17 protein-coding genes are annotated in these 13,722 nt (G+C 66.5%); 5 read left to right on the top strand and 12 right to left on the bottom strand.

The features are described from left to right. Positions 1-26: 26 nt before the first annotated feature. The 3 genes from LAQ74_RS11135 to LAQ74_RS11125 form a co-directional block, all read right to left on the bottom strand. Complete coding sequence (locus tag LAQ74_RS11135; RefSeq protein WP_425498531.1) at positions 27-1,511, bottom strand: alpha-isopropylmalate synthase regulatory domain-containing protein; 1,485 nt, start codon at positions 1,509-1,511, stop codon at positions 27-29. A 240-nt stretch (positions 1,512-1,751) separates the two neighbouring features. Next, positions 1,752-2,087 carry a DUF192 domain-containing protein gene (locus LAQ74_RS11130; protein ID WP_224332617.1) on the bottom strand — a complete coding sequence of 112 codons (336 nt, stop codon included), beginning with the start codon at positions 2,085-2,087 and terminating at the stop codon, positions 1,752-1,754. A 53-nt stretch (positions 2,088-2,140) separates the two neighbouring features. Beyond that, positions 2,141-2,491: a HalOD1 output domain-containing protein gene (locus LAQ74_RS11125; protein WP_224332616.1), complete on the bottom strand. Its 351-nt coding sequence runs from the start codon at positions 2,489-2,491 to the stop codon at positions 2,141-2,143. A gap of 308 nt (positions 2,492-2,799) precedes the next feature. On the opposite strand from LAQ74_RS11125, the gene LAQ74_RS11120 reads away from it, so the two are divergent. Together LAQ74_RS11120 and LAQ74_RS11115 are read left to right on the top strand one after the other, a co-directional pair. Continuing rightward, a complete protein-coding gene (locus LAQ74_RS11120; RefSeq protein ID WP_224337248.1) occupies positions 2,800-3,381 on the top strand; it encodes a DUF7097 family protein in 582 nt (193 codons plus the stop codon). A gap of 22 nt (positions 3,382-3,403) precedes the next feature. Continuing rightward, a complete protein-coding gene (locus tag LAQ74_RS11115; protein ID WP_224332615.1) occupies positions 3,404-3,841 on the top strand; it encodes a VOC family protein in 438 nt (145 codons plus the stop codon). Here the strand turns inward: LAQ74_RS11115 and LAQ74_RS11110 are convergent. Further along, positions 3,825-4,103: a hypothetical protein gene (locus LAQ74_RS11110; protein ID WP_224332614.1), complete on the bottom strand. Its 279-nt coding sequence runs from the start codon at positions 4,101-4,103 to the stop codon at positions 3,825-3,827. The two genes, LAQ74_RS11115 and LAQ74_RS11110, sit on opposite strands and share 17 nt — an antisense overlap. Before the next feature lie 269 nt (positions 4,104-4,372). On the opposite strand from LAQ74_RS11110, the gene LAQ74_RS11105 reads away from it, so the two are divergent. Further along, complete coding sequence (locus LAQ74_RS11105) at positions 4,373-4,924, top strand: GMP synthase subunit A (protein ID WP_224332613.1); 552 nt, start codon at positions 4,373-4,375, stop codon at positions 4,922-4,924. 113 nt (positions 4,925-5,037) lie between these two features. Beyond that, positions 5,038-7,074, top strand: coding sequence for a DUF2070 family protein (locus LAQ74_RS11100; RefSeq protein WP_224332612.1), 2,037 nt, complete (start codon positions 5,038-5,040; stop codon positions 7,072-7,074). Positions 7,075-7,080: 6 nt separating this feature from the next. Here the strand turns inward: LAQ74_RS11100 and LAQ74_RS11095 are convergent, their stop codons facing one another. From LAQ74_RS11095 to LAQ74_RS11060, 8 genes are all read right to left on the bottom strand, one after another. Continuing rightward, a complete protein-coding gene (locus LAQ74_RS11095; RefSeq protein WP_224332611.1) occupies positions 7,081-9,801 on the bottom strand; it encodes a PEP/pyruvate-binding domain-containing protein in 2,721 nt (906 codons plus the stop codon). Between the two features lie 63 nt (positions 9,802-9,864). Beyond that, a complete protein-coding gene (locus LAQ74_RS11090; protein WP_224332610.1) occupies positions 9,865-11,028 on the bottom strand; it encodes a carboxylate--amine ligase in 1,164 nt (387 codons plus the stop codon). Between the two features lie 338 nt (positions 11,029-11,366). Continuing rightward, on the bottom strand, positions 11,367-11,573 hold the full coding sequence (locus tag LAQ74_RS11085; RefSeq protein WP_224332609.1) for an HVO_0649 family zinc finger protein: 207 nt from the start codon (positions 11,571-11,573) through the stop codon (positions 11,367-11,369). 78 nt (positions 11,574-11,651) lie between these two features. Further along, positions 11,652-11,921 (bottom strand): DUF3194 domain-containing protein, encoded by a 270-nt coding sequence (locus tag LAQ74_RS11080; protein ID WP_224332608.1) that lies wholly within the window; start codon positions 11,919-11,921, stop codon positions 11,652-11,654. Further along, the gene (locus LAQ74_RS11075) at positions 11,922-12,317 is read right to left on the bottom strand and encodes a prefoldin subunit beta (RefSeq protein WP_224332607.1); all 396 of its coding nucleotides are present in this window, start codon (positions 12,315-12,317) and stop codon (positions 11,922-11,924) included. Positions 12,318-12,356: 39 nt separating this feature from the next. Next, on the bottom strand, positions 12,357-12,623 hold the full coding sequence (locus LAQ74_RS11070) for a KEOPS complex subunit Pcc1 (protein WP_224332606.1): 267 nt from the start codon (positions 12,621-12,623) through the stop codon (positions 12,357-12,359). Positions 12,624-12,633: 10 nt separating this feature from the next. Further along, a complete protein-coding gene (locus tag LAQ74_RS11065) occupies positions 12,634-12,768 on the bottom strand; it encodes a DNA-directed RNA polymerase subunit P (protein ID WP_058580947.1) in 135 nt (44 codons plus the stop codon). Between the two features lie 8 nt (positions 12,769-12,776). Then, the gene (locus LAQ74_RS11060; RefSeq protein WP_224332605.1) at positions 12,777-13,043 is read right to left on the bottom strand and encodes an eL43 family ribosomal protein; all 267 of its coding nucleotides are present in this window, start codon (positions 13,041-13,043) and stop codon (positions 12,777-12,779) included. Positions 13,044-13,235: 192 nt separating this feature from the next. Here LAQ74_RS11060 and LAQ74_RS11055 point away from each other — a divergent pair, with 192 nt between their 5' ends. Then, complete coding sequence (locus tag LAQ74_RS11055; protein ID WP_224332604.1) at positions 13,236-13,628, top strand: DUF7344 domain-containing protein; 393 nt, start codon at positions 13,236-13,238, stop codon at positions 13,626-13,628. Positions 13,629-13,722 lie beyond the last annotated feature (94 nt).

The following is a 13,722-nucleotide window of genomic DNA, read 5'->3' as shown; positions in this document are numbered from 1 at the left end:
GGCTCTCTCCCGCTCCATCTCTCTGTTTAGTCGTCGGTGGGCGGTGCCTCCGTGACCGCTCTCGGAGCGCGTAGTCGGTCGAGTGCGTCGACCATCGCGACGACGCTCGCGCGGGTGATGTCGGCGTCCGCCGCCGCGACGCTCACCGTCCGGTCGTCGCGCGAGAGTTCGACTTCGACGGTGACGACGGCGTCGGTGCCGCCGGAGATGGCGTCGACGTGGTACGACTCCAACTGGAAGGCGGCGTCGGGACCGAGCGCCGTCCGGACCGCCTCGACTGCGGCGTCGACGGGGCCGTTGCCCGTTCCGGCGGCGACGCGTTCCTCGTCGTCGACGGCGAGGCGGACGCTGGCGGTCGGCACCCCGCCGCCGCTTGTCGCCTGCAGGTCGACGAGGCGGACGCGGCGCTCGCGTGAGCGACCCTGAACGTCCTCGGCGATGGTGAGCAGGTCGGCGTCGGTGACGCGCTTGCCGCGCTCGGCGAGACCCTTGACGCGTTCGACGACTCGCGCGAGTTCGTCGTCGGTCACCTCGACAGCGTGTTCGTCGAGCGCGGCCCGGACGCCCGCTCCGCCGGCGTGTTTGCCGAGGACGAGTCGCCGCTCGCGGCCGACCATCTCGGGCGGGTACGGTTCGTACATCGCCTCGTCCTTCAACGTGCCGTCGGTGTGGATGCCGCTCTCGTGGGCGAAGGCGTTCTCGCCGACGACGGCCTTGTTCGGTGGCAGCGGCGTCTCCGTCGCGCGCGCGACGGTCTGCGCCAGCGAGTACAGTTCGTCGAGCTTCGCGCAGTCGACGCCGTAGCAGTGCGAGAGCGCGACCGCGACCTCTTCGAGCGCGACGTTGCCCGCGCGCTCGCCGACGCCGTTGACGGTTGCGTGGACGAGGTCCGCGCCCGCCCGGAGGCTGGCGTGGACGTTCGTCATCGCGAAGCCCAGGTCGTCGTGGACGTGCGTGCTCGTCGGGCCGTGATCGGCGAGTCGCGAGACGACGCGCTCGGTGTGCTCGGGGCTGCCGTAGCCGACAGTATCGCAGTAGCAGAAGCGGTCCGCTCCGGCGTCGTGCGCCGTCGCCGCGAGGCGGTCGAGGAAGTCGACGTCGGCCCGCGAGCCGTCCTCGCCCAGCACCTCGACCCAGAGGCCGTGGTCGCGGGCGTACTCGACGAGTTCGACCGTCGTCTCGACCACGGAGTCGCGGTCGGTACCCACCTTCCCCTCGACGTGGCGGTCGCTGGCGGGGACGACGAGGTTGACGCCGTCGACGCCGCAGTCGAGCGCGAGATCGACGTCGGCGCGGACGCCGCGCGCGAAACTCGTCACCGTCGCGTCGAGGCCGAGGTCGGCGACGCGGGCGATGGCGTCGCGCTCGCCCGCGCCGGTGCAGGCGCTCCCGGCTTCGACGAACGGCACCGCCGCTCTGTCGAGTGCGCGTGCGATGTCGACCTTCTCGTCGGTCGAGAGCGAGACACCCGGCGCTTGCTCGCCGTCTCTGAGCGTCGTATCCAAAAGCAGTACGTCGCGTCCGTCGAGCGACGCTGCGAACGGGTTGGCAGCCGCGTTCGCGTCGTCGGTCGAGAAGTTATCTTGGGCGCGGAATTTCTCGGCCAGTCGCCTCGCGGCGACTTACCCTATCCTCCGTGCCGGTGTGGTCCGACATTGTGGATGCCCCGTGGACGCCCCCACGTATCAACCTGTGGGGTACGACAGAACTTGCCTGTCGGATGCGTCGCCCGCGCTCGCTTCCTCGCCGTGTCACTCGACGAGTTCGACCGAGTCGCCCGTGTCGACGCCGTCTGCGGCACCGGCGGGGAGTTCGACGATGGTGTCGGCGGTGCCCCATCCGAGACCGGTCCACTCGGAGAGTCGGGCGTGTTTGGTCACCTCACCGTCGACGACCCACAGCGCGTCTATCGGGAACGAGACGAAAAGCATGTGGAGGCTTCGTCGTTCGGCCTCGTCGAACCGGAAGACGAGCGCGTAGTCGTCGGGGACCGAGCGCCGAAACATCAGTCCACGAGTCTGTGTGAGGAGCGTGTCCGCGAACTCGACGGTGGTCGCTATCGGTCGGTTCTCGTGAACGAGTTGCACGACTCGGCGTCACGACGGAACTACAAAAGTGTGTCAGGTTCTTCCGACGACGGTTACCGCATACCGGCCGCGAGCGGCCGCCGCCCGCCGCTGTCTTTCTGCTCGTAGATGGTGATTCGGCCGTGACTTTCGACGACGACGGTGTAGCTGAGTGCCTCGAACGCGACGGAACCGCCGAGGGACGTCTCCTCGGTGCCGGCGAAGAGGCTGTTCAGCGCGTCGGGGTCGATGGATTCGTGCATGAAGGGGTCGAGTTCGAGCGGGTCGACGCCCTCTACGGCCGCTATCGCATCGATGACCGCGAACGAGAGATCCGTCTCGCCGGGGTCGACGATAGCTTCGTGCCGTTGTCGATAGCGATCCGTATCGTAAGAGTGCCCGGTGTGTGATGAATGGTCTTTCATAGATATTTCGCGGCTATGCTGGCGTCGTTGACCAGCAGTAATCTGGTTGTAATCCATCTACCAACATCCGACGATTTCAAACTACCGTTTCATAGTCGAACGTTTTGAAGTAATTTTATATCTGGTAAGAAACCAGAATAATATGGTTTCGAGAGTGTCTTCGGGTCTAGCCGGTGTTGGACCCCGGCGCGACCACCGCCGACTCCGACACCGAGACGCGAGTCGGTCGTTCGGGCGACGGTCGACAGCGCGGCGGGCGACGCTCGAACGTCGAGAGTACAAGTAGTGTCGGCCCGACAGACCTCCGTATGGAGAAGACGCCGAAGGGGACACCGGTCGGCGTGGACGACCCCTACGAGCTGGCCGGGCGCTGTGACCACCTGACCGGCGACGGCCGCTGTCGCTACGCGCTCTCGCACGCGGGCAACGACCCCGAGTTCGCCCGGGCACGCCGCGCCGACGACTACCGCTGTCTCGTCGGCGAGACCGCCTGCGAGTGGCGCGACTGCCCGCATTACCGCTCGACCACCGACGGCCGCGAGTGCGTCCGCTGTGGACTGCCCGAGATTCGGATGGCGCATCAGTCGTCGGCGCGTCCGCTGCTGGAGGAACACCACCTCTCGTATCACGGCGGAGGCGGAGAGCGTAGCGGAGGCCGTGGAAACGACGCCAACGGGGACGACGCCGAACCGAGTCACGAGATCACGGTGTCGCTCTGCCGGTGGTGTCACGCGAAAGTCCACAAGTCGTTCGCGCGCGTCGACGACGACGTGAACCCCGACGCGGAGGCGCTGGCCGCGCGCGAACAGCGCCGCAGCGAGGAACAGGCCGAGTTCGGATTTCGGTCCGCGAGCGAGCGGTTCGATCGCACGTCCGACGAACGTTCTTGACGGTTCCCGTCCTACGCGAGTCATGCCACACCTCGGTCACGTTCACCTGAAAGTCAGAGAACTGGACCGCGCCGTCGACTTCTACTCGTCACTTCTCGGCCTCGACGTGACGGAACGCCACGTGAACTACGCGTTCCTCTCGTTCGGGTCGCACCACCACGATTTAGCCCTGCAAGCGCTCGGCGACGACGCTGCCGACCCCGGCCCGGGCGTCGGCCTCTATCACAGTGCGTGGGAGGTCGAGACGCCCGCCGAGTTGCGAGCGACGTACGAGACGCTCGACGAGCGAGGCGTCTCGGTCGCTCCCGTCGACCACGGCATCAGCAAGGCGCTGTACTTCGACGACCCCGACGGCAACGGCGTCGAGGTGTACCTCGACACGCGCGAGGCGAACGACCAGGACGAGTGGGACGGCAGGAACCGGCGGTTCGACCCGGCGGCGCTCAGCAGGCGTCGATGAACGCCGCTACGCCGTCTCCGTCGAGTGACGCCCAGACACCTCCGTAACACGGGTGAACGCGAAAGTCCGTACAACTCGACTCGCCGACCGCCTCGAGACACACCTCGACTTCCTGTTCGCCCTCCGGAAGTGACTCGTCGACGAACCCGGCCACCGTCCGTTCCTCGCCGCCTGTAACGGAGTGCGTTCGACGGTACAGCGTCTCGCCCTCTCGTTCGACGGTGACCGTGACCGCCTCTTCGGTCTCTCGGTCGTTCTGCACGGTGATGTCGTGGGCGTACTCCTCGCGTCCGTCTTCGACGACGGGAGAGGAAATCGGTGCCGCCGTCGTCGACGATCCTCAACTCGGGCTTCCGCACCCGGCGAGTCCCGCGACTGCGCCGAGACCCACCGTAGCGAGTAGTTGTCGCCGCTTCATAGCCCGACGCTTTTATCAATCGACAAGAACGTGTCGCCATCGAAGAATGCACGAACGTGATCACTTCGACCCGACTCCGATTCGTTTTTAGGCTCGTCGGTCCAATCTCCGCCATGACCAGAGTCGTCGTCATCGACAACCACGGGCAGTTCACACATCTGGAGCAGCGGGCATTGCGCGACGCCGGCGTCGACGCCGATATCGTCGACAACGAGACGCCGCCCGAGGAGGTAGACGCCGACGGTGTCGTCCTCTCGGGCGGCCCCGACGCCGACCGCGCAGGGCGCTCCGCGGAGTATCTCGACCTCGACGTTCCGGTGCTCGGCATCTGTCTCGGCATGCAGGTGATGGCGACCGAACTCGGCGGGCGCGTCGGGTCGGGCGACTACGGCGGCTACGCCGACGTCACCGTCGAAGTACTCGACGACGAGGACCCGCTCGTCGGTTCGCTCGCGCCCCGGACCCGCGTCTGGGCGAGCCACGCCGACGAGGTGAAGGAACTGCCCGACGGTTTCACCCACACCGCGACGAGCGACGTCTGCGGCATCGAGGCGATGAGCGACGCCGACCAAGAACTCTACGGCGTCCAGTGGCACCCCGAGGTCGCCCACACCGAGCGCGGCCAGGAGGTGTTCGAGAACTTCATCGCCCGCTGCGAGTCCTGAACGACGCGAACCGGCCCCAGCGTCGCGCCTGCCGTGACTGACAGACGGGCGGACAGTCAACGCCGAACGACAAGTAGCGAGGTTTTAGGAGGCGGGCGTCCAATCTCGTCGGCATGACAGCGACGCAGAGCAACCTCGCTGGGCTCTCGCGGTTCATCTTCCGCGCCCCGTCGTGGTACGCGAGCCTCGGGTTCGCGCTGCTCATCGCCGCTATTGCGGGCGTCGGCGCGTTCGACTCCGGCCTCCGGGACGGCACGTGGCGCGGGCTGTTTTTCGTCGGCAAAGACGCCTGGGAGGGGATCTTCTTCGTCGGGATTCCGACCGTGGTCGCCAGCGTCGCGACCACCGGCGTCGACCGCTTTTTCGGCGGTCGCTTGACGCCGAACCGGTCGTCGCTGCTGGCGCTGGCCTGCGAGATCGTCCTCGTCGGACTGCTCACCGTGGCGGCCATCCTCGCCGTGCTCACCTCGCTCGACCAGCGGTTCGTCTACGACGTGCTCGTCGTCGCGCTCGCGTCCATCTTCGCGCTCCGACTGCTCGTCATCATAGCGGTGTCGCGGTCGTCGATTCTCGTCGCGTCGATTCCGGCGAGCATCCAGACGCTCGCCTCGGCGTTCCTGCTCTTCATCTACAGCGGAACGCTCAGCTACCTCGAAGTCGGCGGCCCCATCCTCGACGCCTACCTGATGCCGTACTTCTCGCGCTCGGCCCAAGCGCCCGACGTGCTGTCGGCGCTCACACCGGACCACTTCGTCCTCCTCGGCGTCATGTGCGTCATCTACGCGATGAGCGTCTACGCCTTCCTCGAAGTCATCGACCGGCCGTGGCGCAACAGCCTCGGCGTCTCGGTGCTCGACTTCATCCGCGGATTCATCGGCCACATCGCCGAAGGCTCCCGCGAACTGGAGGACTTCTTCGAGCAACTGGGTCAGGAGGCGGTCGTCCCCGTCACCGTGTTGGCGTTTCGCGACGGCGAGGGCGAGGAGAAAGCCCAGTTCGTCCTCCCGATGATTCACCCCGGACCGATGGGCGAGATCGGCGGCGGCAACTTCCCCGAGCGCGTCGCCCGCCGCACCGAAGGGCTCGCGTTCCCGCCGCACGCGACGGCCGGACACGACTTCAACCTCGTCACCGAACGCGAGGTCGACACCATCCTCGAAGCCGCCGAGAACGCCCACGAACGCATCGAATACAGCGCCGAGGCCAGCGCGAGCGTCCGCGTCGACTCCGGCGAGGCGAAACTCGTCGGACAGCGCTTCGGCGACGACGCGCTCGTCGTCTCGACGTTCGCACCGAACTTCGCCGACGACGTGGAGTACTCGGTCGGCCTCTCGGCGGCGACGGAGGCACGGACCAGCGGACTCGACAACGTACTGCTCGTCGACGCGCACAACAGCAACAACGGGCTGGAGGGGCCGGACCTCGGTCACGTCACCCCCGGCAGTCGGCGCTCGTTCGACATGATTCACGGTGCCGGAGCGGTCGGACGGGCGCTCGCCGACGCCGAGGGCGGCCTGCTCACACTCGGCGTCGCCTCGGACCCGACCGACTGGACGCCGCGCGACGGCATCGGTCCGCTCGGAATCCGCGTCGCCGTCTCCGAAGTGCACGGAGAGACGACCGCCTACGTGCTCGTCGACGGCAACAACATGGAACCGGGCCTGCGCGACGAAATCATCTCGGACCTCTGCACGAGCGTCGACTCGACGGTGGCCGACGAACCTGCCGTCGTCACGGCGGCCCGAAGCGACGGCGGACGCGCAAGCGACGCCGACCACGCCTCTGACGCCGACGACACCACCGACCCTGTCGGCGACGGCGGCGGACCGCTCGTCGACACCGCCGAGGTGATGACCACCGACACGCACATCGTCAACACGGTGAAGGCGGACAACCAGGTCGGTGCGGTCATCGACCACGACGAACTTCGGTCGCTGATTCGGCGTCTCGTCTCGGAGGCGGTCGCCGACTGCGAACCCGTCGAGTCCGGGATGGCCGTCGAACACGCCGAGGTGACCGTCTTCGGCAACGACCGCACGGAGACACTTGCCAGCCACGCCAACGTCGCCGTCTCGATGGGCGGCGCGTTCGCCGCGGCCATCGCCTGCACGACGATTCTCGTGAGCGTTCTCATCTTCTTTCTCGCCTGACTGCCGTCAGTCGACGAACTCGACGATTCCTCGCGTCCCGTCCACGCGGATTCGCTGGCCCGTTTGCACGGTCCGAGTCGCACGCGGCACCGACACCACCGCGGGGATACCGTACTCGCGGGCGACGAGCGCGCCGTGGCTCATCCGGCCGCCGACTTCGACGACCATCCCCGCCGCGTTGAGAAACAGCGGCGTCCACCCGGGGTCCGCGGAGGGGGCGACGAGAATCTCTCCCCGCTCGATGGTCTCGACGGTCGGGTCGCGGACGACGCGGGCGACGCCCTCGACGACGCCCCCGGAGACGCCCGTCCCGACGAGTGCGCCCGCCGGAACGTCGTCGCGGGCGACGGTGGGAGTGGGTGCTTCGCCCTCGCTGGTCAGAATCGGCGGCGCGTCCATCGCCGCGTGTCGCTCGAACGTCGCGCGCCGGGCGTCGATGTCGACCGAGAGCGACTCGCCCGCCAAGGCGGCGAACAGTTCGTCCCGCCGGAGGAACCAGACGTCGTCGGCTTCGTCTAACTGTCCGTCGGCGACGAGCGACTCGCCCGCTTCGAGAAGCACCTCGCGCCACGCCGTGAACATGTACGCGGTCCCCTGCTTCGGATACTCCCGCGTCTGGATGTAGCCGCGGTAGGTCCGGAGTAGCTGCCTGAGGATTCGTCTGCGAACCGGACCCAAAATCCCGTGATCGACCCGGTCTTCGAGTCGCTCGGCCGCGCGCTCGGCCTCGGCCTGCATCTCTCGGAGATGCTCGCGGTGTTCGCCGCTCTCGCCGTGTTCGAGGTTCGCTCGAACCGTCGCGAGGAGTCCGGACGGGTCCTCGCGCCACCGCGGTCGGCTGAGATCTATCTCGCCGGTCGCGCGGTGACCGAACTCGCGAAGGTAGTCGTCGAACGCGTCTCGGAACGCGTCGCCGCCCTCGTACCGTCGAAGGTCGTCGAGCGACGCACCCTCCCGGAGCGCGTCGGCGACAGCGGGGTGCTCGCGCGCGAGGTCCGCGAGGTCGCCGAGGCCGAGATTGAGTCGCGTCACCAGTTCGTTCGGAAACCCTCGACCGACGGCGTTCACGTCGTCGGCAGCGACGGCTGAGAACCGATGCCGAAGCCAACTGTCGACGACGAGCGCCGCGTACAGTGGGCCGATTCGCGGGAGCGACCCGAAGCGGTCGACCGAAGCGAAGAGGTCGAACGGTTCGCGAACTCGGTCTCTGAGGGGCTCTGTGTGCTGTATCTCCTCGACCGTCTCGACGCCCCAGACGGTCCACAGCGCCTCCTCGTAGCTCGGCGGGTTCGGTTCGCCGACGAACGCGCCGAAGAAGCCGGACACCATGAGTCGGATCAAGGGGAACCCTCGTCGAACGCCCGTGAGTGCGCTCTTTGCGGTACGAGGGAGAGACGCGACCGACTCTCGCCGCGACCGTTCGGTCCGGAACTCGTCACCGCGGCGCGCCAGTAGGTCGTCGAGCGCGACCGACATCGGCTCACTCACCGCGCCGAGAAATCGGGGAACGTCGTCGCGGAGCGCATCGATGCGGAGCGCCCGCGTGATATCTGCGTAGACGCGCCCACCGGCTTCGACGCCCCACGGTTCGTCGGACTCGAGGCCGAACGCCGCGAGCGACGACTGCGCGTACGACAGCCACACGTCTCTGACAAGCGGCGGCATCGCCTCGGGCAACGCCTGCGCGTGGCCGACGCTGTAGTAGACGTGGAGACGGTCGTCGGTCGGTGCGGGCGACGGCACCGGAAACAGCGAGGTGATGGGTCGCGACTGGAGGACGTACAGGTGGCCGTCGGCGAAGCACCACTCGATATCCTGTGGCTGTCCGAACAGCGCCTCGATGTCGGCGCCGACCTCGACGAGCGTCCGCACCTCGTCGTCGGAGAGCGCACGCTGGCTCCGTTCGTCGGACGGGAGTTCGACGCGCGCCGTTCCGCCGCCGGAGACCGGTCGGACTGCGACCGCTTTCTCGCCGACTTCGTAGTCGAGAACTTCTCCGGTCCGTCTGTCGACTCGAACGGCGTCGGCGGTCACCTCGCCCGACACCAGCGCCTCGCCGAGACCCACGCCGGCTTCGATGGCGGCGACCCGGCGGTTCCCCGTCTCCGGGTCGGCGGTGAACAGGACGCCGGAGACGTCGGCGTCGACCATTCGCTGGACGACGACGGCGATGGAGACGCCCTCGTGTGCGATCTCGTTTTTCGCGCGGTAGGCGATGGCGCGGTCGGTGAACAGACTCGCTACGCAGTCGCGGACTCGGTCGACGAGTTCGTTTCTCCCCCGGACGTTGAGGTACGTCTCCTGCTGCCCGGCGAACGAGGCGTCGGGGAGGTCCTCGGCCGTCGCGCTCGACCGGACCGCGAACGCCTCACCGACTCCGTTGGCAGTCTCCGCCGCCGCTCGCTCGATAGCGTCCCGGACCGTCGGAGAGAACTGTTGCGCTCGAATCTGTGTTCGCAGGGTCGTCGCCGCGTCAGCGAGCGCAGTCGCGTTCGTCGGGTCGACGTGCGATAGCGCCCGAATCGACGCCCGTATCGCCTCGTCGTCCACTAGCTCGCGATACGTCTCGGTCGTCACGCAGAACCCGTCGGGCACCGTGAACCCGGCGGTGACGAGTCGGGCGACGTTCGCGGCCTTGCCACCGACGAGCGCGCGGTCGGTCGCTTCGGAGTCTGTCAATCTGGTAACGTATATGCTACTGCTCCGATCGCCTTCGAACTCGTTCATCTCGGTTCTCCTTCCCTCGTCCGCGTCCTCTCGAACGACGGCCGAGGCCGTTACTCGTTCGCCTCACCGAACGATAGCGTAGCGCCACATGTCGTAGTCGACCGAGTAGCGAGCGATCGCCGCGAGTCGACCGAGCGTCGGCAGCGGGTCCGACCGGTCGAGGATGTCGAAGTACGTCCCCTCCTCTCGTATGGGGAAGAACTCGCGAACCGCCGCCCTGTCGTGTCGACTGAGCAGGTTCAGCACGTCGCCCGGCAGGAGGAAGCGACACCGGACTCCCGTGGGATACGTCGTCACCGGTTCGGGGTCCTCTCCGAGCGCGCACTGCGTCAACAACCACGGGAACTCGACGCCACACCGGTACGGCAGGTGGAGTGAACCCCAAAATCGCGGGTTCACCTCGAGCAGTTTCGGCGTGTCCGTCCGCGGGTCGTTCTTGAACTCCACCATCGCGACGCCCTGCCAGTCGACGTCGTCGAGCAGCGTCTCGCCCGCCTCGAACAGTCGCTCGTCGTGGATGCTCTCGCGGAGCGTCGAGGGCCCGCCGCTGGGCGGGAACTCCCGCAGCCGTCGGTACGCGAACCGAGCTTTTATCTCGCCGTCCCACCGCAGAAACGCCGCACCCATCCCCTGTCCGTTGCTCGGAATCCGCTCCTGAACGATGGGCATCTCTCCACCCCGATACACTTCGAGGAACGTCTCGCGGAACGCCGCCGGCTCCTCGACGTACTGCAGTCCCTTCGACCCAGCCTCGGATGGGAGTTTGACGACTACCGGAAACGAGAGCGTCTCGACCAGTTCGCACGCCTCGTCGACGCTCTCGGGGAACACCGTTCGCGGATGCGGGATGTCCAATTTCTCGGCCTGGCTCATCACGAAGTCCTTCCGCACGAACCGATCGAACTCCTCCCTGCCGGCGACTGGAACGTTGGTGTGCTCGGCCAGCAGTTCCCGCGACCGGTTCACCAGTCGCGTCGACTCGTGGCCGACCGGTAACAGTACGTCGACGTCGTTGTCGCGGAGGTAGTCGACGAGCGTCCCGACGAAGGCGGCCGGACGAGTATTCGGGTCCGGGTAGAGGGTGCACTCGTCGACGTGTTTCGACGTGAAGGCGGTCGCGAACCGGGTCGAATCGCCGCAGACGACGCGGACGCCGTGGCGGCCGAGCGACCGGACGACGGCGAGAGCGCTACGACTCTGGCCGTCCGTAACGAACACTGTCGTCATCGTATCTATCCCTCCTCGAGACGGTCTTCATGGTCGAATTCGAACAGTAGACGTCGACGAGGCCCGATTCGTGCGCTCGGCTTCTCGTCGACTCGGATATTGGGTGTCTTTTCACCCGTAATCGGCTCTTACATCTCATCGGTACCACAGCTACCACATGGAGACGTTTAACCGGTATGCAACTGCAGAGGTAGACGTGACCCTTTCGGGAGCACTACACTAGCCGTCGATTGGAGTCTGTCGAACAGTAGAATCTCTCTCGATTGCGGTAGGATAGCTCGGAAGATGCGGCGAGCGCTCGGCGACTGCCGACCGCGGCGTCGGCCGTCAGTCCCCGCTCACCGGCCGAGTCGGAGCGTCCGCGTCCGAATCTCGCCGCAGCTCGGACAGACGTGTCGGTAGAGCACCTGCGAACCGCTCGTCCGGGCGGTCCACCGGCCGTCGCTGTCCTCGTAGCCGCACCGAGGACACCGCAGGTCGACTCGGTCGTAGTGCGACCGCAGTTTGTCCAGCGCCGTCGTTCCACCTCGCCCTCTGATAGCCATGTGGTAACTATTAACACTACTGCCGCTTAGCTGTTCCCCTCCGCGATACCGTCGGAAAGAAAAACCGAAACGGCGGCGTCACTCGCTCGACGACTCGGTCGCGGCGAACAGGCCGTCGACGGCGTCGCGCGCCGCCAGCGCGGCCTCGTCGGCGACGGTTTCGGGGTCGACGTCGTCGTCGGGCGCGTTCAGATACACGTCCACGTCCAAGACGCCGTCCTCGAACGTGACCGTCACGTCCATGTCACGCACCGCTGACTGGCTGTAGTGAGCGAAGATGACGCCCTCGGCGGCGTCGGCGGCCGTTTCGACGATTTCGTCGTCGCTTGGTTCGACGTCGGCGCTCATCTACGCGCCGCCTGCACCGGGGCCGCCCATCCCGCCGGGACCGCCCGCGCCGCCGCCCTGCAGCATCTGCTGGAGCTCCGTCTGCAGACTCTCGAACTCGTCCTGCACGCGTTCTTCCTGCTTCGAGAGCTGCTCGACGCGAATCTCGAGGCTCTCGACGCGGTCTTCGAGTTGCTCGCGGGCCTCGTCGTACTCGGTCTCGACGAGCAGTTCGCCGACTTCGCGGTACATCGTCGCGTCCTCGTCGATGTCGTCGAGCGCTTCGAGCGCCGTCTTCGACTCCGAGAGCGTACTCTCGGACTGCTGTTTCTGCGTGCCGACGCGCTGTGCGGTCTCCTGAAGGTCCTGCAGTTCTTCGAGCTTCTCCTGCGCTTCCGGTGGTAGATTTCCTTGCATAGTCGGTCCGATGTGCGCTGGACTGAAAAAGCCCCGTATTTATTCTCCCGTCTGCGGGTCGGCGACCCCCAGTCCCGACACGCGCTCTGCGACGGCGACCATCCGGGTCCACGAGTTGATGCCCGCGCGAAGCGCGACGAGGTCCGAGGCTTCGACCCGTACTTCGACGGTGTCGCCCTCTCTCGCGACGCTCGCGTGCGACCGCTCGTCGTCGATCTCGCCGACTTCGACGCGGACGCTCCGTTCGACGATACGGGCGCGTCGCTCGTCGGGGTACGAAAAGCGGAGAACGCTCAGATGCGACACTAGCCGCCGGTCACTTCACGTCGACTTCTTTGACGACGCGGGCGCGTTCCTTCAGGAGTACGCGGTGACCGCAGTACGGACAACGGACGCCCCCGTACTCGTCGAGTTCGACGTCGCGCTTACAGCGGGAGCATTTGTAACTCATTTGTAGAACTATTCGTCTTCGTCGAGCGCTGCGCGGATGGAGCGCCGGACGGAGCGTCCGCCGGGCGTCTCGGGGCGGTACGCGCCGCCGGTGAACTTCTCGCCGGTCTCTTTGTTGACCCAGATGCCCGTACCGAGGCGTTTGACGTCGTCGCCGTCGACGCTGGCGTTTCGCATCTCGGATTCGATGTCGGAGACCCGCTTGCGCGCGACGCGACCGTAGCGCGCGCCGAAGCGGCCCGAGCTACCGGTCTGTCGTGCCTTATTGTCGGCCATAGTGGTGGCAACTATCCCGAGCGGACAGATAAAGCCTACGAGTCCACCTCCGGCCGGAACGTATCTCCTCGCGACTCTTCCTGGATGGCGCTATCGTTCATATAAAACCATGGCTGTGAAAGCGCCACAGTTTGAACGATGTGGCGCCGGTTTCTACCCGCGCTGGGAGTATTCCCGGGTGCTCACCTCACCATGTGCAACAACCACACGCTCGGACGCCAGAGCGACCATCCGACACACGCACCGTCTACGACCGTCGACCGCGCGCGCCTGGACGAAGCGTTCGAAGCGCTCTCGAACCGTCGCCGTCGCGACGTGCTGTACTACCTTCACCAGGTGAACGGGGAGGAGGTCGACGTGTACGACATCGCCGACACGATGACCGCGTGGGAGGTCGACTGTCGGGAGAGCGTCGAACCCGACCACTTCCGGAGTCTGCTGGTGTCGCTCCGACACGTCCACCTGCCGAAGCTCGACGATATCGGCGCGCTCTCGTACGACGAACAGGAGGGCACCGTCGAGCAGACGGAGAGTCCGATACTCCACGACTGGGTCGACCTCACAGCCGTCGAAGAGTTGCGGTAGCCGCTCCGCTTTTTTTTTTGATTCGAGCAGATCGACCGAGCGGGCGGCGTATTTTCGACGGCCGTACGATGCATTTTTAGCGAATCGTCTACTA

Source organism: Haloprofundus halobius (assembly GCF_020097835.1).
GTDB lineage: Archaea > Halobacteriota > Halobacteria > Halobacteriales > Haloferacaceae > Haloprofundus > Haloprofundus halobius.
Note: the sequence above shows the minus strand (reverse complement) of the source record. Positions and strands in the feature narration are given on the sequence as shown.

Bases quoted from the DNA above. Each gene is read 5' to 3' on its own strand.
- LAQ74_RS11065 (WP_058580947.1), bottom strand. From the start codon at position 12,768: ATGAGTTACAAATGCTCCCGCTGTAAGCGCGACGTCGAACTCGACGAG.
- LAQ74_RS11125 (WP_224332616.1), bottom strand. From the start codon at position 2,491: ATGAAAGACCATTCATCACACACCGGGCACTCTTACGATACGGATCGC.
- LAQ74_RS11055 (WP_224332604.1), top strand. From the start codon at position 13,236: ATGTGCAACAACCACACGCTCGGACGCCAGAGCGACCATCCGACACAC.
- LAQ74_RS11105 (WP_224332613.1), top strand. From the start codon at position 4,373: ATGACCAGAGTCGTCGTCATCGACAACCACGGGCAGTTCACACATCTG.
- LAQ74_RS11060 (WP_224332605.1), bottom strand. From the start codon at position 13,043: ATGGCCGACAATAAGGCACGACAGACCGGTAGCTCGGGCCGCTTCGGC.
- LAQ74_RS11080 (WP_224332608.1), bottom strand. From the start codon at position 11,921: ATGAGCGCCGACGTCGAACCAAGCGACGACGAAATCGTCGAAACGGCC.
- LAQ74_RS11100 (WP_224332612.1), top strand. From the start codon at position 5,038: ATGACAGCGACGCAGAGCAACCTCGCTGGGCTCTCGCGGTTCATCTTC.
- LAQ74_RS11090 (WP_224332610.1), bottom strand. From the start codon at position 11,028: ATGACGACAGTGTTCGTTACGGACGGCCAGAGTCGTAGCGCTCTCGCC.
- LAQ74_RS11075 (WP_224332607.1), bottom strand. From the start codon at position 12,317: ATGCAAGGAAATCTACCACCGGAAGCGCAGGAGAAGCTCGAAGAACTG.
- LAQ74_RS11115 (WP_224332615.1), top strand. From the start codon at position 3,404: ATGCCACACCTCGGTCACGTTCACCTGAAAGTCAGAGAACTGGACCGC.
- LAQ74_RS11085 (WP_224332609.1), bottom strand. From the start codon at position 11,573: ATGGCTATCAGAGGGCGAGGTGGAACGACGGCGCTGGACAAACTGCGG.
- LAQ74_RS11120 (WP_224337248.1), top strand. From the start codon at position 2,800: ATGGAGAAGACGCCGAAGGGGACACCGGTCGGCGTGGACGACCCCTAC.
- LAQ74_RS11095 (WP_224332611.1), bottom strand. From the start codon at position 9,801: ATGAACGAGTTCGAAGGCGATCGGAGCAGTAGCATATACGTTACCAGA.